The sequence below is a fragment of the Tsuneonella litorea genome, from assembly GCF_025154015.1.
In the GTDB taxonomy this organism is placed as follows: domain Bacteria; phylum Pseudomonadota; class Alphaproteobacteria; order Sphingomonadales; family Sphingomonadaceae; genus Tsuneonella; species Tsuneonella litorea.
Window position 1 is genome coordinate 211704 of record NZ_JAOAMV010000003.1, and the last position, 21849, is coordinate 233552.

28 protein-coding genes are annotated in these 21849 nt (G+C 68.3%); 9 read left to right on the plus strand and 19 right to left on the minus strand.

The window, feature by feature from the left end:
* The first annotated feature begins 132 nt into the window (after positions 1-132).
* The 3 genes from N0B51_RS07505 (at position 133) to N0B51_RS07515 (ending at position 2399) form a co-directional block, all read left to right on the plus strand.
* The gene (locus N0B51_RS07505) at positions 133-594 is read left to right on the plus strand and encodes a copper chaperone PCu(A)C (RefSeq protein WP_259961695.1); all 462 of its coding nucleotides are present in this window, start codon (positions 133-135) and stop codon (positions 592-594) included.
* A gap of 80 nt (positions 595-674) precedes the next feature.
* Positions 675-1127, plus strand: a complete 453-nt coding sequence (locus N0B51_RS07510) for a vgr related protein (protein WP_259961854.1) — start codon at positions 675-677, stop codon at positions 1125-1127.
* A 108-nt stretch (positions 1128-1235) separates the two neighbouring features.
* Positions 1236-2399 carry a PrnB family protein gene (locus N0B51_RS07515; protein WP_259961696.1) on the plus strand — a complete coding sequence of 388 codons (1164 nt, stop codon included), beginning with the start codon at positions 1236-1238 and terminating at the stop codon, positions 2397-2399.
* A 45-nt stretch (positions 2400-2444) separates the two neighbouring features.
* Here the strand turns inward: N0B51_RS07515 and N0B51_RS07520 are convergent, their stop codons facing one another.
* From N0B51_RS07520 to N0B51_RS07540, 5 genes are all read right to left on the minus strand, one after another.
* A complete protein-coding gene (locus N0B51_RS07520; RefSeq protein WP_259961697.1) occupies positions 2445-2738 on the minus strand; it encodes a YMGG-like glycine zipper-containing protein in 294 nt (97 codons plus the stop codon).
* Between the two features lie 69 nt (positions 2739-2807).
* A complete protein-coding gene (locus N0B51_RS07525; RefSeq protein ID WP_259961698.1) occupies positions 2808-4037 on the minus strand; it encodes a threonine synthase in 1230 nt (409 codons plus the stop codon).
* Between the two features lie 4 nt (positions 4038-4041).
* Complete coding sequence (locus tag N0B51_RS07530; RefSeq protein WP_259961699.1) at positions 4042-4617, minus strand: nucleotide exchange factor GrpE; 576 nt, start codon at positions 4615-4617, stop codon at positions 4042-4044.
* A gap of 13 nt (positions 4618-4630) precedes the next feature.
* Positions 4631-5677: a heat-inducible transcriptional repressor HrcA gene (gene hrcA / locus N0B51_RS07535; RefSeq protein WP_259961700.1), complete on the minus strand. Its 1047-nt coding sequence runs from the start codon at positions 5675-5677 to the stop codon at positions 4631-4633.
* Positions 5674-6132, minus strand: coding sequence for a hypothetical protein (locus tag N0B51_RS07540; protein WP_259961701.1), 459 nt, complete (start codon positions 6130-6132; stop codon positions 5674-5676). The genes hrcA and N0B51_RS07540 overlap by 4 nt, the downstream gene beginning before the upstream one ends.
* 101 nt (positions 6133-6233) lie before the next feature.
* On the opposite strand from N0B51_RS07540, the gene rph reads away from it, so the two are divergent.
* A complete protein-coding gene (rph, locus tag N0B51_RS07545; RefSeq protein WP_259961702.1) occupies positions 6234-6950 on the plus strand; it encodes a ribonuclease PH in 717 nt (238 codons plus the stop codon).
* Positions 6947-7573, plus strand: a complete 627-nt coding sequence (gene rdgB, locus N0B51_RS07550) for an RdgB/HAM1 family non-canonical purine NTP pyrophosphatase (RefSeq protein ID WP_259961703.1) — start codon at positions 6947-6949, stop codon at positions 7571-7573. The genes rph and rdgB overlap by 4 nt, the downstream gene beginning before the upstream one ends.
* Positions 7574-7576: 3 nt before the next feature.
* On the opposite strand, the gene N0B51_RS07555 is transcribed toward rdgB, so the two are convergent.
* Positions 7577-8098, minus strand: coding sequence for a CAP domain-containing protein (locus N0B51_RS07555; protein ID WP_259961704.1), 522 nt, complete (start codon positions 8096-8098; stop codon positions 7577-7579).
* 72 nt (positions 8099-8170) lie between these two features.
* Here N0B51_RS07555 and hemW point away from each other — a divergent pair, with 72 nt between their 5' ends.
* Both hemW and N0B51_RS07565 read left to right on the plus strand, forming a co-directional pair.
* Positions 8171-9322, plus strand: coding sequence for a radical SAM family heme chaperone HemW (gene hemW / locus N0B51_RS07560; protein WP_259961705.1), 1152 nt, complete (start codon positions 8171-8173; stop codon positions 9320-9322).
* Complete coding sequence (locus tag N0B51_RS07565) at positions 9319-10206, plus strand: tyrosine recombinase XerC (protein ID WP_259961706.1); 888 nt, start codon at positions 9319-9321, stop codon at positions 10204-10206. The genes hemW and N0B51_RS07565 overlap by 4 nt, the downstream gene beginning before the upstream one ends.
* Here N0B51_RS07565 and N0B51_RS07570 read toward each other — a convergent pair.
* Positions 10203-10829, minus strand: a complete 627-nt coding sequence (locus tag N0B51_RS07570) for a DedA family protein (RefSeq protein WP_259961707.1) — start codon at positions 10827-10829, stop codon at positions 10203-10205. The genes N0B51_RS07565 and N0B51_RS07570 overlap by 4 nt on opposite strands.
* A gap of 72 nt (positions 10830-10901) precedes the next feature.
* Here N0B51_RS07570 and N0B51_RS07575 point away from each other — a divergent pair, with 72 nt between their 5' ends.
* Positions 10902-12341 carry an AMP nucleosidase gene (locus tag N0B51_RS07575; protein ID WP_259961708.1) on the plus strand — a complete coding sequence of 480 codons (1440 nt, stop codon included), beginning with the start codon at positions 10902-10904 and terminating at the stop codon, positions 12339-12341.
* Here the strand turns inward: N0B51_RS07575 and N0B51_RS07580 are convergent.
* From N0B51_RS07580 to trmD, 9 genes are all read right to left on the minus strand, one after another.
* Positions 12319-12849: a YbjN domain-containing protein gene (locus N0B51_RS07580; RefSeq protein ID WP_259961709.1), complete on the minus strand. Its 531-nt coding sequence runs from the start codon at positions 12847-12849 to the stop codon at positions 12319-12321. The genes N0B51_RS07575 and N0B51_RS07580 overlap by 23 nt on opposite strands.
* Before the next feature lie 58 nt (positions 12850-12907).
* The gene (locus N0B51_RS07585) at positions 12908-13663 is read right to left on the minus strand and encodes an alpha/beta fold hydrolase (protein ID WP_259961710.1); all 756 of its coding nucleotides are present in this window, start codon (positions 13661-13663) and stop codon (positions 12908-12910) included.
* Positions 13660-14109: a GFA family protein gene (locus N0B51_RS07590; RefSeq protein WP_259961711.1), complete on the minus strand. Its 450-nt coding sequence runs from the start codon at positions 14107-14109 to the stop codon at positions 13660-13662. Before N0B51_RS07590 ends, N0B51_RS07585 begins: the two co-directional genes overlap by 4 nt.
* Positions 14106-14750 carry a 2-hydroxychromene-2-carboxylate isomerase gene (locus tag N0B51_RS07595; RefSeq protein ID WP_259961712.1) on the minus strand — a complete coding sequence of 215 codons (645 nt, stop codon included), beginning with the start codon at positions 14748-14750 and terminating at the stop codon, positions 14106-14108. Before N0B51_RS07595 ends, N0B51_RS07590 begins: the two co-directional genes overlap by 4 nt.
* A 13-nt stretch (positions 14751-14763) precedes the next feature.
* Positions 14764-15384 (minus strand): aspartate-semialdehyde dehydrogenase, encoded by a 621-nt coding sequence (locus N0B51_RS07600; protein WP_259961713.1) that lies wholly within the window; start codon positions 15382-15384, stop codon positions 14764-14766.
* Positions 15381-16406 (minus strand): aspartate-semialdehyde dehydrogenase, encoded by a 1026-nt coding sequence (locus N0B51_RS07605; protein ID WP_259961714.1) that lies wholly within the window; start codon positions 16404-16406, stop codon positions 15381-15383. The genes N0B51_RS07600 and N0B51_RS07605 overlap by 4 nt, the downstream gene beginning before the upstream one ends.
* A 183-nt stretch (positions 16407-16589) precedes the next feature.
* Complete coding sequence (locus tag N0B51_RS07610) at positions 16590-17804, minus strand: APC family permease (RefSeq protein WP_259961715.1); 1215 nt, start codon at positions 17802-17804, stop codon at positions 16590-16592.
* Between the two features lie 112 nt (positions 17805-17916).
* Positions 17917-18282: a 50S ribosomal protein L19 gene (gene rplS / locus N0B51_RS07615; protein WP_311201831.1), complete on the minus strand. Its 366-nt coding sequence runs from the start codon at positions 18280-18282 to the stop codon at positions 17917-17919.
* Between the two features lie 5 nt (positions 18283-18287).
* Entirely contained in the window at positions 18288-19019 is a 732-nt protein-coding gene (gene trmD, locus N0B51_RS07620) for a tRNA (guanosine(37)-N1)-methyltransferase TrmD (RefSeq protein ID WP_259961716.1), read from the minus strand.
* A gap of 38 nt (positions 19020-19057) precedes the next feature.
* Here trmD and N0B51_RS07625 point away from each other — a divergent pair, with 38 nt between their 5' ends.
* Positions 19058-20008, plus strand: a complete 951-nt coding sequence (locus N0B51_RS07625) for an NAD(P)/FAD-dependent oxidoreductase (RefSeq protein ID WP_259961717.1) — start codon at positions 19058-19060, stop codon at positions 20006-20008.
* Positions 20009-20044: 36 nt separating this feature from the next.
* On the opposite strand, the gene N0B51_RS07630 is transcribed toward N0B51_RS07625, so the two are convergent.
* Genes N0B51_RS07630 through rpsP form a run of 3 tightly spaced genes read right to left on the minus strand, consistent with a single transcriptional unit; the run spans position 20045 to position 21830 of the window.
* Positions 20045-20773 carry a DUF5818 domain-containing protein gene (locus tag N0B51_RS07630; RefSeq protein ID WP_259961718.1) on the minus strand — a complete coding sequence of 243 codons (729 nt, stop codon included), beginning with the start codon at positions 20771-20773 and terminating at the stop codon, positions 20045-20047.
* 43 nt (positions 20774-20816) lie between these two features.
* Positions 20817-21299 (minus strand): ribosome maturation factor RimM, encoded by a 483-nt coding sequence (rimM, locus tag N0B51_RS07635; protein WP_259961719.1) that lies wholly within the window; start codon positions 21297-21299, stop codon positions 20817-20819.
* A gap of 9 nt (positions 21300-21308) precedes the next feature.
* Positions 21309-21830: a 30S ribosomal protein S16 gene (gene rpsP / locus N0B51_RS07640; RefSeq protein ID WP_259961720.1), complete on the minus strand. Its 522-nt coding sequence runs from the start codon at positions 21828-21830 to the stop codon at positions 21309-21311.
* Positions 21831-21849 lie beyond the last annotated feature (19 nt).

The following is a 21849-nucleotide window of genomic DNA, read 5'->3' on the forward strand; positions in this document are numbered from 1 at the left end:
CTGCGGCAAGACCCTCTCGGCGGCTCGGATTGCGCGGGCGATATAGGTGCGGAATTTCTTGGCACAAGGGACCGGGACCGCTACCTGATCGGCCTGTTTCATAGGGGGAAAACGATGTTCTCAAGGTCGCTCATGGCTCTCGCGCTCGGTTGCGCCGCGCTTTCGCTCGGGGGATGCGGGGAAACCCCGGCAGAGGCGCCCGCGGAAGAGGCCGGCATTCCAGGCATGGCGATCACCAATGCCCGCCTGGTCCTGCCCCCCGTCGCCGGCAACCCGGCGGCGGTCTATTTCGACCTCGATTACGAGGGCGACCGCAATCTCGCCCTCAACCGCGCCGAGGTTAAGGGCGCCAGGAGCGCGACGTTCCACGACTACGGCGAATACGACATGAAGGTGCAGATGATGGACATGCTGCCCATGCCCATCAAGAAAGGCGACAAGGTCAGCTTCGAGCCGGGCGGCAAGCACATCATGGTGATGGAACCGGACGACACGCTGAAGCCCGGCGGTACGGCGGAAGTCACCATCATCGTGTCGGGCGGCAAGAGCCAGACCTTCGATGCGCCGATCAAGGCGGCCGGGGACGAACGCTGACGCGGACGGTCGACAGTCTCGGCCTCGAGAACCACGACGAGGCTGTCGCCCCCTCCTGCCCCGCCGGCGGCAAGCGCGCACTGACGCCGGGCGAGATCGCGCTCGCCCGGTCCGTTTTCGGCAGCGCGATCGACTACTCCACGGTCACGGTCCGGCGCCGCAAGTTCTTCCCGTTCCAGCCCCGCCACGTCACCATGGCCCCGCGCGGCCACCTGCATTTCCATCCCGGCGGGAAGGGTTATTGCGACGACTTCGCGCGCGCTCCGAAACTTGCCCAGGGGCTGTTCATCCACGAAATGACGCACGTCTGGCAGACCCAGACGCGCGGCGAATGGTACCTCCTGCTCCACCGCCACCCCTTCTGCCGCTACGACTACAGCCTCAAGCCCGGGTGGAGCCTCGAACGCTACGGCATCGAGCAGCAGGCGCAGATCGTGAAGCACGCGTTCTGGCTGCGCAACGGCGTGGCGGTGGCGGGCGTGGCGGATGCAGGCGCGTATGACCTGCTGGTCCGGTTCCCCGGCGCCGGATAGTCCGGGTGGTTTATCCACCGGTCCGGGTTGAGCCGCCCGGTTTCAGTTGATACCTGTTGCCCATCGATCCGGGCGGCCCAACCCGCGCCCGGCAAGCGGTGCATTCCAATGGAGATCACAGACTACGGAATGTCGCGGGAACGCGGCTTCCTTTCGCATTACGAGATCGACGAGATCGCCCTGCCCTCGATGTTCGACGCGGTCCGCGAGGCCGCCGGAAACCTCTCCGGCCTCCTGTCCACCGGGCGTGTCCGGCACTGGCTCGACCAGCTTGCCGATCCGGGCCTCGAGGACTGGGCCCGCGAGGCGGCTGAAGAGGAAGTCCGCACCGCGATGGTGCATTACAGCTTCCTGGTGCAGGCCTATGTCTGGGGCGAGCCGATGCCGCCCGAGCATCTTCCCGCCAACCTTGCCCGGCCGATGGTGGCGATCGCCGACCGGCTCGGCCAGGCGCCGCTCCTGCCCTATTCGGCCTACGTGCTCGACAACTGGGCGCGGCTCGACAAGTCGGGTCCGATCGCGCTCGAGAACATCTACATGGTCCAGAACTTCCTCGGCGGGGACGACGAGAACTGGTTCGTGATGATCCACGTCGCGATCGAGGGCGAGGCGGGCGTGCTGCTCGACAACGCGGCGAAGCTGGTAACGGTCGCCCGCAACGGCGATGACGCCGAAGCCGAGCGCCTGCTGGTCGAGATGGATGCCGCGTGGGAGCGCATCTACGGCCATTTCGCGCGGATGCCCGAGCGGTGCGATCCGTACATCTATTTCCACCGGGTGCGGCCCTATATCCACGGCTGGGCGAACAACCCCGCCCTCAAAGGCGGGGGCCTGGTGTACGAGGGCGTGGACCGGTTCGAGATGAAGCCGATGGCCTATCGTGGGCAGACCGGCAGCCAGTCGTCGATCGTCCCGGCGATGGACGCGCTGTTCCAGGTGGGACATTCCGACGACCCGCTGCGCCAGTTCCTCGACGAGTTGCACCAGTACCGCCCCGTGCCGCATCGCCGGTTCATCGAGGACCTCGCCGCGCAGTCCAACCTGCGCGCGTTCGTGAGCGGTTCCTCGTCGCAGAGCCTCAAGGACGCGTTCAACGCCTGCCTCGAACAATCCGCGCGGTTCCGCACCCGTCACCTCGAATATGCCGCGAGCTACATCAACAAGCAGGCCGGCAGCATCGCGGGCAATGACCCCGACGTCGGCACCGGCGGCACCCCGTTCATGAAATACTTGAAAAAGCACCGCGACGAGAACGCCGCGCAGCTGGTCTGAACGAATGGGCCGCCCAGCCGGGCGGCCCATTTTCGTTGGCCTTGATCAGTAGCGAGGATCGGCCGGATAGCCGGCGGTCCCAAAGCAGTCGTCGTCGAGGTAACGGTTATCATAGTAACCGTCGCAATCGTCATTCTTATCGACGAAGTACCCAGCAAGGCCGCCAGCGGCTGCGCCTGCCAGCGCGTAGGTCTTGATGTCGGCGCCGGTCAGGGCGGCGACACCGGCACCGAGCGCGGCTCCGCCCAACGCGCCCTCGGCGGCGTAGTTCTGCGCGCACGCGCCCAGCGGAATCGTCGCAATCGCTACTGCGGGAGCGATCAACATACGGGTATTCATGACATTTCTCTCCGTTGTCCCTGTCGGGGATTTACGGACCCGCTGATGCTTTGTTCCGGAAGGGGGCGCCTAGAGCGTCGCGAGGTCGGGCAACTCGTTCTTGTCCAGCGTCTGCGAAAAATCCGCCAGCGGGTACTTGAGGCCGGTCGCGCAGTTGAACAGCACCGCCTCGTCGCCTTCGTCGATCCAGCCTTCGGCGACCGCCTTGCGCCATGCGGCGAGGGTTGCCCCGCCCTCGGGGCACAGCAGCAGTCCGTCGCGCCTTCCGCAGTCGTCGACGGCGGCCAGCGTATCGGCGTCGTCGACCGCGATGGCCCGGCCGCCGCTTTCGCGCACCGCCCGCAGGATCAGGAAGTCGCCGACCGCCTTGGGCACCCGGATGCCCATGGCGATAGTCTGTGCGTCCTCCCACCGCTCGGCGTGCTCGACCCCGTCTTCCCAGGCTTTCACGATGGGAGCGCAGCCGCTCGCCTGCACGGCGAACATCTTCGGCCGTTCGCTGCCGATCCAGCCGAGCGCCTCGAGTTCGTCGAATGCCTTCCACATCCCGATAAGGCCGGTTCCCCCACCCGTCGGATAGAAGATCGCCTTCGGCAGGCGCCAGCCGAGCTGGGCGGCAAGTTCCAGCCCCATCGTCTTCTTGCCCTCGATCCGGTACGGCTCCTTCAGCGTCGAGAAGTCGAACCACAGCCCTTCGGCCGCACCCTTGCCCACTATCGCACCGCATTCGTCGATCAGGCCGTTGACCCGGTAGACCCGGGCGCCCTGCGCGGCGATCTCGCGCACGTTGATCTCGGGCGTGTCGTCGGGACACAGGACCACCGTCTCGATACCGGCCCGCGTGGCATAGGCGGCGAGCGCCGCGCCCGCGTTGCCGTTGGTCGGCATGGCGATGCGCGTGACGCCGAGCTCCTTTGCCATCGCAACCGCCATGACCAGCCCGCGCGCCTTGAACGAGCCGGTCGGCAGGCGCCCTTCGTCCTTGACGATGACGCCGCGCGCCGCCGCGCCGGGGATCGGGATCAGCGGCGTCTCGATCTCTCCCAGGCTGACGATGCTGGCGGCGTGCCGGACGGGCAGGAGTTCACGCCAGCGCCACAGGTCGGTCGGACGCGTTTCCAGCGCGCCGCGCGACAATGCCTTGCCGGCCACGGCAAGATCGTAGCGGACCAGCAGCGGCCGTCCCGCCGCTGACAATCCGTGGAGCGTGTCGGCCTCGTACCGCTCGCCGGTCAGCGAGCATTCGAGGTGGGTTACGAAAGTCGGGCGCTCGCCGACCAGGTTGCCGGTGAGCGCCACGGCGTCAGGGCTTCTTCGCCACGCCGACCATCGCCGGGCGCAGCAGGCGGTTCTTGATCATCCACCCGCTCTGCATTTCCTGCACCACGGTGCCGGGCTCGTGCTCCTCGGTCGGAATCTCGAGCATGGCCTGGTGCTGGTTGGGGTCGAGCGGCAGGCCGGTCGACGCGATGCGGGTGATCCCGTGCGACGCGAAGACTTTTTCCACCTCGCGCTGGGTCGCCTCGATACCGGTGACCATCGCCTTCATGCGCGGATCGTCGTGCAGGTCGGGGGGGATCGCCTCGATCGCGCGGACGAGGTTGTCGTAGACCGACAGGATGTCGCGCGCGAAGCCGGTCGCGGCATAGGCGCGCGCGTCGGCGATGTCCTTTTCCAGCCGGCGGCGCACGTTCTGCGTCTCGGCGCGGGCGTAGAGGATGTCCTGGTTGGCCTTGTCGAGATCGTCCTTGAGCGCAGACAGGGCGTCGGACAGGCTGCCTTCCTCTTCCTTGCCCTCGTCGTCGATCATGTCGGCGGGAACGCCGTCGAGTTCTTTCGCCACGGCCTCGTCGGCCGCCTGCTTGTCATCTTCGATCATTGTTTTTTCGTCGTTATCCGATGATTTTGCCCAGTGAGCGGGCCGTGAAATCCACCATGGGGACGACCCGCGCGTAATTCAACCGCGTCGGCCCGATCACCCCGAGCACGCCGACCACCCGCCCCTCACGGTCGCGGTAGGGCGAGGCGATGACCGACGAGCCGGACAGCGCGAACAGCCGGTTCTCGCTGCCGATGAAGATCCGGGTCGCTTCCGCGCTGCGCGCCGATTCGAGCAGTTCTGCCACCGCTTGCTTGTCCTCCAGATCCTCGAGCAGCTGGCGCACCCGGTCGATGTCGCCCAGCGCGCTCTCGTCGAGCAGGTTCGCAGCGCCACGCACGATCAGGACCGGGCGCCGCGCGGCATCCTCGCTCCATACCGCAAGGCCGCGTTCGACGAGGTCGCGGCTCGCGGCGTCGAGCTGCGAGCGGCCGGTGACGAGTTCGCGGCGCATCGCGGCGGCCGCCTCGGCCAGCGTGCGTCCGGCAAGGCGCGCGGTGATGTAGTTGCCGGCGGCCTCGAGCGCCGAGGCGCTCGCCGGCGCGTCGAGTTCGAGCACCCTGTTCTCGATCCCCCCGTCCTCGCCCACCAGCACCGCGAGCGCGCGGTTCCCGCCCAGCGGGACCAGCGTGAGCTGGGCCAGCCGCGGTTCGCGGCGCGGCACCATCACCATGCCCGCCGCGCCCGAGATGTCGGACAGCAGCGCGCTCGTCGCCTCGAGCGCGGCCTCGATCGGCCCGGGTGCCGAAATCCGCTTCTGGATCGCGCGGCGCTCTTCCGCCGAAGGCTCCGCGACCTGCATCATGCCGTCGACGAACAGGCGCAGCCCGGTCTCGGTCGGCATCCGCCCAGCGCTGGTATGCGGCGCAGCGAGCAGGCCGAGGCCTTCGAGTTCGGCGAGCACCGACCGGATCGACGCGGGCGAGAGGTTGAGGCCGCCCTCCCCTGCCAGCGTCTTCGAACCCACCGGCTGGCCGCTGGTGAGGTAGCCTTCGACCACCAGCCGAAAAATGTCCCGCGCGCGGGTGCTCAGCTCGGGAATGGAGGCTTCGTTGCTCACTGCTCCAGCTTCAATTCGACCACGTCCTCGTCGCTGTCTGCGGTGCGCCCCTCGATCATCTGGCCGATGGGCCGCAGCGCATCGAGGAGGCCCACCGGAATACCCTTGCAGCTATCGGCGAAGGTGGCGGAGTGGATCGTGCCCTGCTCGCGCCACGACAGCCTGAATGATAGAACATCGGTTGAACCGGGTACGCATGGCTCGCCCGCAAGCCCTCTGAAGCGCGCGAGCTGTTCGCGGGCCTTGGCGAAAGTCCCGGCCTCAGCTTGCGAAACCTCCGGCGCGGTCGCGCCCCGGTGAGGGTCGTTATCGAACAGCTCGACGCGCTCGGTCGCATCGATGCGAAATCCGCTTGCCGGACCGAGGCCGACGAGGATTTCGAACATCACTTCGTCAGGAGGCGGGACGGCAGCAGCCGCCGCTTCGGTCGCCAGCAGTATTGCAAGCAGGTTCATCCCTGCGGATTTAGCGCGTCGCGTCCCGCGCTCAAGGCCCATACTGGCAAAGTCACCGTCTAGCGCCTAGGCGCTCCGCAGCGACTCACAAAGGATTCCCCATGCGACCTTCCGGCCGCGCGCCCGACGAGATGCGCGCCATTTCGATCGAGACCGGGTTCACCAAGCACGCCGAGGGCTCCTGCCTCGTCAGCTTCGGCGACACCCGCGTGCTCGTCACCGCCTCGGTCGAGGACCGCATACCGCCATGGCTGCGCGGCAAGGGCGAAGGCTGGGTCACCGCCGAATACTCGATGCTGCCGCGCGCCACGCACACCCGCGGCCAGCGCGAAGCAGCCAAGGGCAAGCAGAGCGGCCGCACGCAGGAGATTCAGCGGCTGATCGGGCGCAGCTTGCGCTCGGTGGTCGACCTCAGGAAGCTCGGCGAGCGGCAGGTGGTGCTCGACTGCGACGTGATCCAGGCCGACGGCGGAACCCGCACGGCCGCGATCAGCGGCGCGTGGGTCGCGCTGCGGCTCGCGGTCGACAAGCTGATGGCTTCAGGCGCTATTACGGATGACCCGATCGAGGCCAAGGTCGCGGCGATCAGCTGCGGCATCTGCAAGGGAACCCCGGTGCTCGACCTCGACTACCACGAGGATTCCTCCGCCGACGCCGACGCGAACTTCGTCCTGATTGAGGGCGGACGAATCGCCGAAGTGCAGGCCACCGCCGAAGGCGCGACCTACGACGAGGAAGGCCTGCTGCGCCTCCTTCGGCTCGCCCAGATCGGCTGCGCGCAGGTGTTCCGGGCGCAGGAGGAGGCGACCCGGACATGACCCGCCGGATAGGCGCGGGCACGCTGGTCATTGCGACCCACAACGCGGGCAAGCTGAAGGAAATCGGCGCGCTGCTCGAACCGCACGGCGTGAAATGCATCAGCGCAGGCTCGCTCGGCCTCCCCGAGCCGAAGGAGACCGGCACCACGTTCGTCCAGAACGCGCTGATCAAGGCGGGGGCGGCGGCCGAGGCCTCGGGTCTCGCGGCGCTGGCGGACGACAGCGGGCTGTCGGTCGCCGCGCTCGACGGGCGGCCGGGCGTCTATACCGCCGACTGGGCCGAGCGGCAGTGGTTCGAGGGCGAGCCGGGCCGCGACTGGTACATGGCGATGGGCAAGGTCGAGGGGATGCTCCAGGCAAAGGGACCCGACACCCCGCGCGATGCGTGGTTTTCCTGCGTCCTCGCGATTGCCTGGCCCGACGGCGAGAGCGCGGTCTACGAGGGGCGGGTCGACGGCAGCCTCACCTGGCCGCCGCGCGGAACGCTGGGCTTCGGCTATGACCCGGTGTTCGTGCCGCAGGGGCGCGACGTGACCTTCGCCCAGCTCGATCCGGACGAAAAGCACCGCATCAGCCACCGGGCCGACGCATTTGCGAAACTCGTCGCCGAGCAGTTCGGCTAGGGCTCAGCCGACTTTCTCGCCGAAGGTGTTGCCCGGCGGATTGTAGCGGCACACGAGGAAGTCGTTGACCGCCCCCTTGGCGACAGCGCAGCCGACCTCGGTCGTCGTGGGCCAGATGATCTGCGTGTAATGCCCGACGTCGGACCAGTTGCCGGTCCGGCTCACTTGCGGGAACGTGCCGGGACGGAACTTGTCGCGTTCGGCCAGGAAGCCGCCGACCATCGTTTCGGCACTGTAGTAGCCGGCCGATCCCATCCACAGGTTCTCGCCCATGTTCCGGCGCTGGGCGTTACTCGAATGCTCGAGCGTCCCCTTTTTCGACAGCACCACCGCCCAGGCCTGCGCCTCCTGCGCGAGGCGGCTCGACCACGAAAGGCGCGGCAATCCCGCACGGTCGCGCTCGACGTTGTGCGCGGCGAGCAGGCGAAAGGCAAACGAGGGCTGCTGCGCCTCGGCGGGCAGCGCCGTCACGCCTGTTACTGCGATGGCAAGCGCGGCCAGACCCCGCGTGACGACACGACCCATAGCGATACCCCATCCTCCGTCCGGATGGGCTATAGCCGGGGCGCTTAACCGATTCTGAAGCATACAGGGTAAATGGCGCGCGCACTCTACATCCACTGGCCGTTCTGTCTGAAGAAGTGCCCGTACTGCGATTTTAACTCGCACGTGCGGGACACGGTGGACGTGGGTGCATGGCAGGACGCCCTGATCGCGGACATGCGTCACGAGGCCGCATTGGCGGGCGGCGAGCGTCTCGATTCGATATTCTTCGGCGGCGGCACGCCCAGCCTGATGCCGCCCGCGCTCGTCGGCGCGCTGCTCGCCGAGGCGGAGCGGCTCTGGGGCTTCGCGCAAGGCATCGAGATCACGCTCGAAGCCAACCCCTCGTCGGTCGAGGCGGCGGCCTTCGCCGGCCTCGCCGCGGCGGGCGTGAACCGGGTTTCCCTGGGCCTGCAATCGCTCGACGACGCGGCGCTGTGCTTTCTCGGCCGGTTGCACGATGCCGAGGAGGGCCTGCGCGCGCTCGAGACCGCGCAGGGCGTGTTCGCCCGGGTCAACGCCGATTTCATCTACGCCCGGCCCGGCCAGTCCGAAGCGGACTGGCGCAGCGAACTCGGCCGCGCGCTGGCGCTGGGAACCGACCATCTCTCGCTCTACCAGCTCACCATCGAACCCGGCACGCGGTTCGCGACCGACGTGCGGCGCGGCGCGTTCGATCCGCTGGCCGACGACCCGGCTGCCGATCTCTTCGCGCTGACACGCGAGATGACCGCGGCTGCTGGCCTCCCTGCCTACGAGGTGTCGAACCACGCGCGGCCCGGCCAGGAGAGCCGCCACAACCTCGCTTACTGGCGATACCGCGACTACGCGGGAGTCGGGCCCGGCGCACACGGCCGGCGCGGTGGCGCGGCGACGATCCGGCACAAGAAACCCGAGAACTGGCTCGCGGCGGTGGCCGAGCACGGGCACGGCATCGCCGAAGAACGAGCGCTGGGTGTGCGTGAGCAGGCGTCCGAGGCGCTGCTCATGGGCCTGCGCCTTGCCGAAGGGGTCGACCTTGCCGCGCTTGGCGCGCGCTTCGGGATCGCGAGCGACGACCTGGTCGACCGCGATCGCCTTGCGCTGCACCGCTCGCTCGGCCTCGTCGCACAAGAGGGCCAGCGCGTTCACGTCACTCCCGCCGGGATGCCGCTGCTCGACGCGCTGCTGGGCGAACTCGTGCCCGCTGCGTTGGTCGAGGCGTGAGCAAGGCCGACATCCTGGTCGCCTGGGGCGATCACCTGCGCACCGGCCGCCGGCGGTCGCCGCACACGGTGCGTGCCTATCTCGCGGCGGCCGACCGCCTTCTCGCAGCGACAGGGATCGAGGAATGGAGCGCGCTGGCCGCGCTCGACGGACCGGCGCTGCGCCGCCAGCTTGCGCGGCGGCGGGCCGACGGGCTCGGCAATGCATCGACCGCGCGCGAGCTGTCGGCCCTCAAGGGCTTCATCGCCTTCGCCCGCTCGCAAGTGGGCGAGGACGCCGCGGCCCCACGTCTGCGCGGCCCGCGGCTCAAGAAGGGTCTGCCCCGCCCGGTGACCCCGGACGAGGCCGTCAACCTCGCGGACCTCGTCGCCGGAAATGCGGGGGAGGACTGGATCGGCGCGCGCGACCGGGCGGTTCTGCTGCTGATGTACGGCGCGGGCCTCCGCATCGCTGAGGCGCTGTCGCTGACGGGTGGCGACCTGCCGCTCGGCGACACGCTGGTCGTGACCGGCAAGGGTGGCAAGCAGCGGGTCGTGCCCCTGTTGCCGCTGGTCCGCGAAGCGGTGGCCGCCTACGTCGCGCGCAATCCATGGCCGCTGGCGAAGGACCAGCCCCTGTTTCGCGGCGCAAAAGGGGGGCCGCTCGGCCAGGGCATGGTGCAGAAGGCGATGGCCCGCGCACGCATCGCGCTCGGCCTGCCCGCCACCGCAACGCCCCACGCCCTGCGCCACAGTTTCGCGACGCACCTGCTGGGCGCAGGAGCGGACCTTCGCTCGCTGCAGGAACTGCTCGGCCACGCGAGCCTCGGCTCGACGCAGATCTATACGAAAGTGGACGCGGCGACGCTGCTCGACACCTACCGCAAGGCCCATCCCCGCTCCTAGGCCGGGTCCTGCGACGGTCCGCGGCCCTCGCGCGGCTTCCACGTCATCACCCGCCACAGGTAGCCGAGCACGGTCAATACGATCAGGCCGAGGATTCCCCAGCCCATCACCGCCTCGTATTCGCTCAACCACCGCGCGAGGATCGTGCCGCCGAGGATCAGCAACGCGTTCCAGATCGCCGAGCCCAGCGTGGTGAAGATCAGGAAGCGCGGCAGGCTCATGTGCGCGAGGCCCGCCGGAAGGGAGATCATCGTGCGCATGAAGGGGCTGAAACGGAGAAAGAACACCACCCATTGCCCGTGCCGGCGAAAGAACCGGCTGGCGCTTTCGATGTGCTCCCAGTCGATCGTCAGCCACCGGCACCAGCGATCGATGAACGGCTTGGTGCGCTCGTAGCCCCAGTGATCACCGATCCAGTACCAGGCGTAGTTGCCTGCTACCGTGCCCACCGTCCCCCACAGCAGCAGCGGCCAGAACGTCATGTCGCCGCGCGCAACGAGCACGCCGCCCACGCCCATGATCACTTCGCTCGGGATCGGCGGAAAGATGTTCTCGAGCGCCATCAGGACGAAGATGCCTAAGTATCCCCCCCACGCGATCGTTTCGATGATGAGGCTGTGCATGGGCTGTCAACGGACGGGGCGCCGAAAGGGTTCTCCCTTTGCCTTGCCAGCGGAGCGCGCTATCCGCCCTCGATGGAATCGGTCGAAACAATCCTCGATGCGCTGACGGCACATTACGAGCGCGCGGTCGAGACGCTGCGCGCTGACATCGTCGCCTTTGCCCGCGACGGCTCGCTGCCCCCGGCGCAAAAGCGCCTCGACGGCAGCTACGCCTATCCCGAGCTGGTGATCCGCTATGGCGGCGAGCCCCCCGCCAGTTCGCGCGGGCTCGCCTACGGACGGCTCAACGAGGCCGGTACCTACGCGACCACGGTGACCCGGCCGCAATTGTTCGCCGCCTACCTCGCCGAACAGCTCGAACTGATCGCCGAGGACTACGCGGTCGAGGTCGAGGTGCGCGCATCGCGGCAGGAGATCCCGTTTCCTTACGTGCTCGACGGCGTCGCCGGTGCCGAGCTTGCAGGGATCGAGCCACAACTGCTCGCCCGCCATTTCCCCGCGACCGAGCTGGCGCTGATCGGCGACGAGCTGGCCGACGGGATCGAACTCGGCGATCCGGACGATACGATCCCGCTTTCGCTGTTCAACGGGCTGCGGACCGACTTCAGTCTCGCCCGGCTCGCCCACTACACCGGCACCAATCCCGAGCACTTCCAGCGGTTCGTCCTGTTCACCAACTACCATCGCTACGTCGACGAATTCGTCGACTGGGCGGCCGAACAGCTGGGCGAGAACGGCTGCACCGCGCTCGCCGGCGCGGGCGGGCTGATGTTGACCGAAAAGCGCCAGAACGCGCGGCTACAGCTGTCCGACACGGCGTGGCGGCGGCATCAGATGCCCGCCTATCACCTGATCGGCGAGGACAAGAGCGGCATCACGCTGGTCAACATCGGGGTGGGGCCCTCGAACGCCAAGACGATCACGGATCACCTCGCGGTCCTGCGCCCCGAGGCATGGCTGATGATCGGCCACTGCGGCGGCCTGCGGCCGAGCCAGAAGATCGGCGATTACGTGCTCGCCCACGCCTACTTGCGGGACGACCACGTGCTCGATCAGGTGCTTCCGCCCGAAATCCCGCTGCCCGCGATCGCCGAGGTCCAGCAGGCGCTCTACGGGGCGGCAGAAGAAGTCTCGGGCGCGCAAGGGGCCGACCTCAAGCAAAGGATGCGCACCGGAACGGTCGTCACGACCGACGACCGCAACTGGGAACTGCAGTACACCAAGTCCGCGCACCGGATGTCGCTTTCGCGCGCGGTCGGAGTCGACATGGAGAGCGCGACGATCGCCGGGCAGGGATACCGCTTCCGCGTGCCCTACGGGACGCTGCTGTGCGTGAGCGACAAGCCGCTCCACGGCGAGATCAAGCTGCCCGGCCAGGCCAACCGCTTCTACGAAGAGGCGATCGCCGCCCACCTCCAGATCGGCGTCGCGGCGTGCCGACGCCTGCGCGAGGAAGGCGACCGCCTGCACAGCCGCAAGCTGCGCGCCTTCAACGAGCCCCCGTTCCGGTAGCGTCCGCCTCGGCCCGCTCCTCGGCGAACACGTCGTCGGCGACGGCAGCGAAATTGCCCTCAAAGGCCTTGAGTGCGGCGATGAAGTTGGCCGCGGGCACGCCGCTGCCGATGTAGACGTCGTGGTTGACCCAGGGGTCGCCCTCCTTGTCGAGCCAGAGGGCGATGAAGCGGTACTTGCGGACGATCTGGTTCATCAGCTCCGGCGTGACCGGCGCCTTGCGGTCGAGCCCGACGCGGAACTGGATCGAATCGCAGCCGGTATGGTTCGCCTCGTCGCAGCCGTAGAAGTATATCGACCCGGCATATCCGGCGAAGGTCGTGCGGATCAGCGGGTCGCCGTACCCGTCGGTGTCGAGCTGAGCGACGTAGCCCGCCGCCTCCATCGCGCCGGCGACCTGTGCCGGGTCGGACGCGGCCACCGTGCCTTCCGACGCCGCGAGAGATGCCGCGACGGCGAACCAGGCGCCCGCCCCGAGAACCGCATTCCTGCCAAGTGTCATGTCCATTCCCCCGGCACCTCGTCCCGTCCGGTTTCGGCGCGATCCGCGCGCGGCGCAAGCGCGATCACGCCGCGAGGAAATCGACTATCCCATCGCCCAGCGCCGCCTCGGTCACCGAACTCATGTGGGTTCCCGGCACCTCGAGGTGGCGGGCGTCTGGCAGCGCCTCCGCCAGCTTGACCGGATCGCCGTTATCGCGGTCCTTCGCGCCGCACAGCACGAGCGTGGGCATGGCGATCTTCTCGAGTTCGGCGGGATCGGTATCGCCCACCGACTCGAGCAGCAGCCGGGCGGCCACCCGGTCGACCTTCTGGGTCTTCATGAAGGCGACCGCCATGAACGCCGGGTCGCCATGCTTCACTGCGTCGAACCGCGCGATCGCGTCGAGGAAGAATGCCGAGCGACGGTTCCAGCCCGCGAGGCCCTCCAGCCCCATTCCGGCGAGAACCAGTCGGCGAGGCTCGAGACCCGCGATGACCGCCCGGGCCGCGGTTCGAGAACCAAGCGAGAAGCCGACGAGGTCGTAGTCCGTTAGGCCCATTTCCTCGACCAGTGCAAACGTATCGCGCACCAGGACGTCGGGGGGATAGGCGACGGGATCGTGCGGCTTCGCGCTTTGGCCGTGCGCTCGGAAATCGGGCATGATCGCCTCGAATCCGGCGTGGGCCAGCCGCCGGGCGTGCCCGTACTTGATCCAGTTGGTGGCGGCATCGGAAAACAGCCCGTGGAGCAAAAGCACGGGGCGCCCTTCGCCCATCCGGTGAACCGCAAGGGGTGCGCCATCGAAGCCGGGGTGCGTCTCTGTCGCTGGCAGGGTCATTCGGGCACCTCGAGGCCCGCGGCGTGCCACCGGCTGACGACGCTCTCGGTCTCGTCGCTGCGCTGGCGAGGCAGGTCGCTGGTGTCGATCCACGCCTCGTGCAGGCTCTCGACACCCGCGTGTCCGGTGGGAACGAACCCGGAAGGGTCATCGAAGCTGCCGAAGGTCAGGTCCATCTTGTCCGAGCCGTCGAACCGGAAGCCGAGCGGCGAACCGCAGTGCGAACAGAACGGCCGCTTCGCGATCGGCGAGCTCGCGTACCAGTCGGGTTCGTGCGCCCACTCGATCGCGTCGACGGGCAGGAAGACGAATGTCGCGGCGAAACCGCCGGTCGCCTTCTGGCACATCCGGCAGTGGCAGTGGTAGGCCGCCGCCTCGCTTATGTCGGCGGTGTAGCGCACCCGGCCGCACTGGCAGCCGCCGGCCTTGCGGGTTTCCTCGCTCATCGTTTCGACAGCCCTTTCTGCTCCATGCGCCATTTTGCCATGGCGATGCGATCCTGCCCGAAGAACGGCTCGCCGTCGAACACCAGCGTGGGCACGCCCCAGTGCCCGGCATCCTCGAGCGCCTGCTGGTTGGCGGCGATTTCCTCGTCGAGCGCCTCGCCGTCAGCCGCGACCTCGGCTTCGAGTTCGGCGAAGTCGAGCCCTGCCCGCTCCGCCGCTCCGGCCAGGTGATCGCCCTCGTGCCAGTTTTCCGCCCCGCCCCAGATGAGCCGCCCGGCCTCGGCCGCGAAGGCAAGCCCCCTGCCGCGCCGCGCTGCCGCCTGGCCAAGCCGCGTCACCCGGCGGATGTAGGGCTGGTCGGCTGCGATCGTGCGCGTCGCCACGTCCTGCACGATCGGGTCGGGGCGCGGCGGGCCGAAGGGTATCCCCTCCATCTGGCTTACGCGGAACATGTCGAGCATGGTGTAGCGCAGCCAGTTCGGATGATTGCGCTCGAAGAAATCGGGCTGCCGGATCGCGAGCGGATAGACCGGGCGCAACGCGATATCGACCGCGGAGGTCTCCGCCAGCTGCCGGTACCGGCCCACCGCAAGGTAGCTGTAGGGGCTGCGGAAGCTGAAATAGAGGTCGGCCGTCAGCATCGCTTCGCACCCCTCAGCGAAAAAAGCAGTTCACCCCTGCATAGAGGCTTTCGATCGTCGCGTCGCGCCCCGTACCGCGCACGAACCCGCCGATCGTGTGGCCGTCGGCGGCGAGGTAATCGAATTCGCCCTCGAGCGTGCTGTCCTTGATGAGGCGCGCGCTGCGGGCGACCTCCAGGTCGCGCAGGAGCTTGCCGGGCACGATGCCGTCGCTGGTGACGATCGCCGGGTCCTCCCGGGCGAACCATCCGACCAGCCTGTCGTCCTGCCAATTGAGCGTGAGGCCGCCGTACCGGGTGAACGCCATCGGGCCTGCGCCGCATTCCTCGTTCGCGCTTCGCTCCGCAGTGCCGAGCCAGGCGTCGCCGGCCGCCTCGACCGCCGCGCGCGGAGCACCGAAGGCGAAGTGTTGCGCCGTCCCCGGAGCCCGGCCGATCGACAGGCCGCGCGCGTCGAGGATGGCGTGGCGCAACCGGTCACGCCGGGCAGCGGCGGCCGCATCCGAGGCGGACGCCCGGCTCGGCGCAGTCGATGCATTCGCGGTCGCGCTGGGCGCGCCGTCCGCGCGCTGCTGCTGGCATCCCGCCAGCGCGAGCGCGAGGGCGGCCAGCGTCAGCCCGCGCACCGTGTTCACCCCTTTTTGAGGCAGCGCCGCCCGAGCAGTTCGGCGATCTGCACCGCGTTGAGCGCCGCGCCCTTGCGCAGGTTGTCGCTGACGCACCAGATGTTGAGGCCGTTCTCGACCGTGGGATCCTCGCGCACGCGGCTGACGAAGGTCGCGCCGTCGCCGACGCATTCGATCGGGGTGACGTATCCGCCGTCCTCGCGCTTGTCGACGAGCATCACGCCCGGCGCCTCGCGCAGGATGTCCATCGCCTTTTCAGCCGACAGCTCGCGCTCGAACTCGAGGTTGATCGCCTCGGAGTGGCCGACGAAAACCGGCACGCGCACGCAGGTCGCGGTGACCTTGATGGCGGGATCGAGGATCTTCTTGGTCTCGACCACCATCTTCCATTCTTCCTTGGTCGATCCGTCGTCGAGGAAGCTGTCGATGTGCGGGATCACGTTGAAGGCGATCTGCTTGGTGAACTTGTTGCTCTCGACCTGGTCGCCGACGAAGATCGCGCGGCTCTGGGCGAACAGCTCGTCCATGCCCGCCTTGCCGGCGCCGGAGGTCGACTGGTAGGTGCTCACGACCACGCGCCTGATCCCCGCCGCGTCGTGCAGCGGCTTGAGCGCGACCACCATCTGCGCGGTCGAGCAGTTCGGATTGGCGATGATGTTTTTCTTGGCGTAGCCGTCGATTGCGCCGGGATTCACCTCGGGCACGATCAGCGGCACGTCGGGATCCATGCGGTAGAACGACGAATTGTCGATCACCACGCAGCCCGCCGCGGCGGCCTTGGGCGCGTATTCCTTCGCCGGGCCGCTGCCGGCCGAAAACAGCGCGATGTCCCAGCCCGCGAAGTCGAAGTGCTCGATGTTCCTGCACTTGAGCATCTTGCCGGTGTCGCCGAACTCGACCTCGGTGCCCGTCGAGCGGGCGCTCGCCACCGCGGCGACCTCGTCGCACGGGAACTCGCGCTCGGCGAGGACAGCAAGCATCTCGCGTCCCACGTTGCCGGTCGCTCCGACCACCGCTACCCGGTAACCCACGGCATTCACTCCTTCGCACCTGCAAAAATTCGCGAGGGCCCCCTTACGCTTCCCCGCGAAAAGCGCAACGCCGCGGCGACGTATGCAGGCCGGTCGACGACCTGGCCGCACTCAATCGATGATTGGCGAGGCCCCGTCGCCGTTGCGCCCGATTACCGCGAAGACGCGCGCCGGTTCGGTCCGTCAGACCTGCCCTGCAAGGTGCAGCACGAGCATCACCGCGCCTCCCCCGGACCCGGCAAGGCCCACCATTGCGGCCCAGTGGTGCGGAATGCGGCGCTCGATCGCGATCCAGTTTACAAGCGCGAAAACGCCGAGAAACACGAAACTCGCCCCTTCGACGAGCGCCTCGATGCCGCCGATCAGCGTCAACCCCATCGCGACCGCCGAAATCAGGACGGTGCCCGCCCACGGCGCGCCTTCGGAATCGCGGCGGGCGAATGCGGCGGGCATCTCGCCTTCCTCTGCCGCCTGCAGCGCCAGGCGGGCGGTGGCGAAGATCGTGGCGTTGATCGCGGAAGCGGCTGAAAACGTCGCGGCCAGCGATACCGCGAGGAACCCGAAGGTGCCCAGCGCCTCGCGCCCGGCGATCGCCAGGGCGACCTCCTTGTGCGCGACGATCTGCGATGCACCCGCCAGCATGGCCGCGCCGATGGCGACCACGATGTAGGTCACGGCGGTCGTGACGATGGCCGCGGGCATCGCGCGCGCGATCGTGCGCTTCGCGTCTTTCATGTCGGCGTAGTCGTAGCTCAGCAGCTGGAAACCCTCATAGGCCATGAACACCACCCCCATCCCGACGAGCGCGCCCGCAAAGCCGACGGGCTGGTTGGCCTCCAGCACCAGGCGATCGGGCGCCCAGTGGGCCAGGCCGATCCCGGCAAGCCCGAGAAGGATCGCCAGCTTGCCCCAGACCGCGACCTTCTCGAGCGTGTTGGCCTTTGCCGCGCCGGCAAGGTTCACCCCCGCGAGCAACGCGATTGCCGCCAGGGCGGCGCCGTCCCTGATCCATGCCGGGGCGGACAGGGCGTAGGCCGCGTACGCTCCGAACGTCACCGCATAGACCGCCACCGTGAGCGTGTAGCCGAGGACCAGCACCCACACGACCACCCGGGCAAGGCGATCGCGTCCCAGCGCCCGCAGGTAGGCGTACGAGCCGCCCGCCTTGCCGATCTGGCGCGTGAGACCGGAATAGCTGTGCCCGGTCGCCAGCGCGATTACCCCGCCCATCAGGAAACTTAGCCAGGCCCACTCCCCGGCGACGGAAATGACGACCCCCAACGTCGAGAAGATGCCGCCGCCGATCATGCCGCCGACCGCCATTGCCCAGGCGCCGCCAACGCCGAGCACCTGCTCCCGGCCGCTCTCGCTGCCGTGGCCTGCCTCTTCCTGGCTCATTCGCGCGATCTCCGCAGACCCGAACGCAAAAGGGCGGCTCCCACCGGGGAACCGCCCTTCGCGTGTCTCTCAGGGATTTCCAGGAGGCGCAACCTCCCTTCCATCGGATCGCTTACGCGTTCTCGCGACGCTCGGCGATACGGGCGCGCTTGCCGGTGCGGCCGCGCAGGTAATAGAGCTTCGCCCGGCGCACGATGCCGCGGCGGACCACGGTGATGCTCTCGATGTTGGGCGAATAGAGCGGGAAGACGCGCTCGACGCCCTCGCCGAAGCTGATCTTGCGAACGGTGAAGTTCGATCCCATGCCGCGGTTCGAACGCGCGATGCACACGCCTTCGAAGTTCTGGGTACGGGTGCGGGTGCCTTCGACGACGCGCACGCCGACGCGCACGGTGTCGCCCGCGCGGAAATCGGGGATGTCCTTGCCCTGGGTCAGGGCCTCGGCCGCTTCGGCCTCGAGCTGCTGGATCAGGTTCACTGGTCCTAGTCCTTCGTTTCGCGCTGCGCACCAGAGGCAGGACGGGCCCGAGCGCCACTGTAGCGCTCCCAAAGGTCCGGCCTGCGTAGCCGTGTATCGTGTTCGCTCATGGCCTTGCGCCATGCCGCGATCTTCGCATGATCCCCCGATCGCAGCACTTCGGGGATCGTGCGCCCTTCCCATTCGTATGGTCGGGTATATTGCGGATATTCGAGCAACCCTTCCTCGAAGGATTCCTCGGCTCCGCTAAGCGGGGCGCCCATTACGCCGGGAAGCAGGCGAATGCAAGCGTCGAGCAGCGCCAGCGCGGCGGGCTCTCCCCCCGACAGCACGATGTCGCCCAGGCTGACCTGCTCGATCGTCGGCCGGGCATCGAAAATACGCTCGTCGAACCCTTCGAACCGCCCGCACAGGATGGTGATCCCCGGCCCTGCCGCCAGCTGGCGTACCCGTGCCTGATCGACCGGCTTTCCGCGCGGGGTCATGGCAAAGACCGGTCGCCCCGGCTCCACGCTGTCGAGCGCGGCGGCGAGCACGTCGGCCTTCAGGACCATCCCGGCCCCGCCCCCTGCAGGCGTGTCGTCGACGGTGCGGTGCCGGTCGGTCGCGAAATCGCGCAATTGCACCGCCTCGAGGCTCCAGTCGCCGCGCTCGAGCGCGCGTCCCGCCAGCGAAACGCCGAGCGGGCCGGGAAACATCTCGGGGTAGAGCGTTATGACGGTAGCGGCGAAGGTCATCCCTCGCCCATGCGCAAGGCGGAAGGGCAAGGCAAGGAATGAGCGACGATGACCGGCCCGAACCCGACGACTGCATCATCATCGGCGCCGGCCCTGCGGGGCTGACGGCGGCGATCTACCTGGCCCGCTACCACCTTTCGATCCGGCTGTTCGATTCCGGCGAAAGCCGCGCCGCGTGGATTCCCTGCACGCACAACCACGCGGGCTTTCCCGAGGGCATTTCGGGCAAGGAACTGCTCGACCGGATGCGGCGCCAGGCGCGCAAGTATGGCGCAGTGCGAGAAGAGAAGCGGGTCGAGCATCTCGCGAAGACCGGCGACCGGTTCACCGTCGGCACCGACGCCGGGACGTACACCGCGCGCAGCGTCCTGCTGGCGACGGGCGTGGTCAACCGCCGCCCCGATTCGCTCGGCGACGAACTTCACGACGAAGCACTCGCCAAGGGCCTGCTGCGCTATTGCCCGGTGTGCGACGGCTACGAGGTGACCGACAGGCGCGTGGCGGTCATCGGTACGGGGACGCATGGCACCGCCGAGGCGCTGTTCCTGCGCGGGTTCACCGGCAACCTCACGCTCATCAGCCCCCACGGGGGCCACGATCTCGACGCGGAATGCACGCGGACGCTCGACGATGCGGGGATCGTGCGGGTGTCAGGCCCATGCGGCGGCTGGGCGATCGAGGGGGACAGGCTTGCACTCGACACCGCGGACGAGCGACTTGCGTTCGACAGCGTCTATCCCGCGCTCGGCAGCCACGTGCGTTCCGAATTAGCCGAACTGGCCGGTGCCGACACCGCGGAAGACGGAAGCATCAAGACCGACGACCACCTCGAAACATCGGTGTCCGGCCTTTTCGCCGCGGGCGACGTAGTGCTCGGGCTCGACCAGATCAGCCACGCCATGGGCCAGGCAGGAGTCGCGGCAACGACGATCCGCAATCACCTCGCGGCAGAAAGACCGCTGCGCCGCGAACCGGATGGGACCGGCTGACCGTTCGGTCACATCCGGCATACCCGGCCACTTGTGTCAGCCGCATCTTACGAAGACCACCCCGTCGCCGACGATGCGATGGCCGGCGATGGTGACGGTCTTGCCGGATTTCGCCGGCAGGACCGCAAGTCCGTCGGGACCGCGGGTTTCGATCGGCAGGGTCGGGAGCGGTTCGTCCCATTGCAGGGCGGGGGTGGAGCCGACATCGACGACGCCGGTCTCCGGGTAGCCGTTCACGCGGGTCTCGATGATGCTCATTCCGTTGGCATTCCTGGTAACGGCGAAGTCGGGCTTCGCGCAGTCCGCGCCGGGGCCTTTTGCCACCCAGTCGCCCTGGACGTAGCCGGTGGAAACGGCCCGCCCGCCCGAGCGCGCCGGATCGCGATCCCGCGCCGGGGTATCGATCGAATCGATGCGCGAGGGATCGATCGTACCGCGCCCCTGCTGGCAATAGCTCGTTTCGGCGCGCGTGCCGGTCACGCGGACATAGTCGCCCGGGCCGAAATCGGCCTCGCCGAGCGCCAGCGCCCAAAGCTCGCCGTCGGGCGTGCGCAGCACGGGACATTCCGCTCCTGACTCGATCCGGCCTTCCTTCACAAGTGTGCCCCCCGCTTCGGTGGGCGAATCCCCGCGATCGGCCACAGGTTCGGTGGCGGGCGCTGAGCCGTCAGGTCGTGGGGTCTGCTCGTCTTCCGCCGGACCGGAATTGCACGCGACCAGCATGAGCGCGGCGGCGAGCGGTGAGATCGTCTTGAAGCAGGTCATATCGAACCAGCGCAACAGCGGCTCGACGGTTCCGAAAGCGCCCCTAGTCCGCGAATCCGTCCGCGATGACCGCGCGCTCCCCGTTCCAGTCCGGCACCGCGTGGAGCGTCATGGGCACCATGAACCGCTTCCCGTCCGGTTTTTCGATCTCGAGAATGTCGCCGGCGCCGAAATTCTCCACCGCCACGACCGTGCCCAGCGAGGCGCCGGCAGGGCTTACCGCGGCCAATCCGACCAGATCGGCGTGGTAGTATTCTCCTTCCGCGAGCGGCGGCATCGCCCAACGAGGAACAGTGAGCGCGGTGCCGCGCAATTTCTCGGCCGCAGTACGGTCGGACACTTCGGCAAAGCGGGCGATCGCCCCGCCCTTCCCGTCGTCGCGCAGCTTCTTCAGCGTCAGCGCGCCGTCGTTGAAGCTCTTGTAGGCCGAAAGCGCCTCAACGCCCTCGCCGAACAGCTTGAGGCGGACTTCGCCCGCCACCCCGTGCGCACCGGCGATGGCGGCGAGGGTGACGGGCTTGTCCATGTGCCGGGCCTAGCCTTCGGCCTTCTCGTCGGTGGCCGCTTCGGCAGCAGGCGCGTCGGCAGCAGCCTCTTCAGCAGCGGGCGCTTCGGCTTCGGCGGTCGCCTCTTCGGCGGCCGGAGCGTCTTCGGCGGCCGGGGTTTCCTCGACTTCCGGCTCGGGAGCGGCAGCGGCTTCGGCGGCAGCGGCCTTGGCGGCCTCTTCCTTCTCGGCCTTCTCTTCGGCGCGGGCCTTGGCGTTCTCGCCCGGCTCGCCCTTCTTGGGGTTGTTGCGGGCCGCACGCTCGCGCACGCCGGCGGCGTCGAGGAAGCGGGCCACGCGGTCCGACGGCTGCGCGCCGACCGAGAGCCAGTGCTTCGCGCGGTCGGTGTCGATCTTCACGCGGTTCTCGTCGTCCTTGGCGAGGAGCGGGTTGTAGGTCCCGATCTGCTCGAGATACTTGCCATCGCGGGCCGAGCGGCTGTCGGACACGACGATGCGATAGTAAGGACGCTTCTTCGCGCCACCGCGCGAAAGACGGATTGCAACTGCCATTTTACTTCACCTTTCCAAA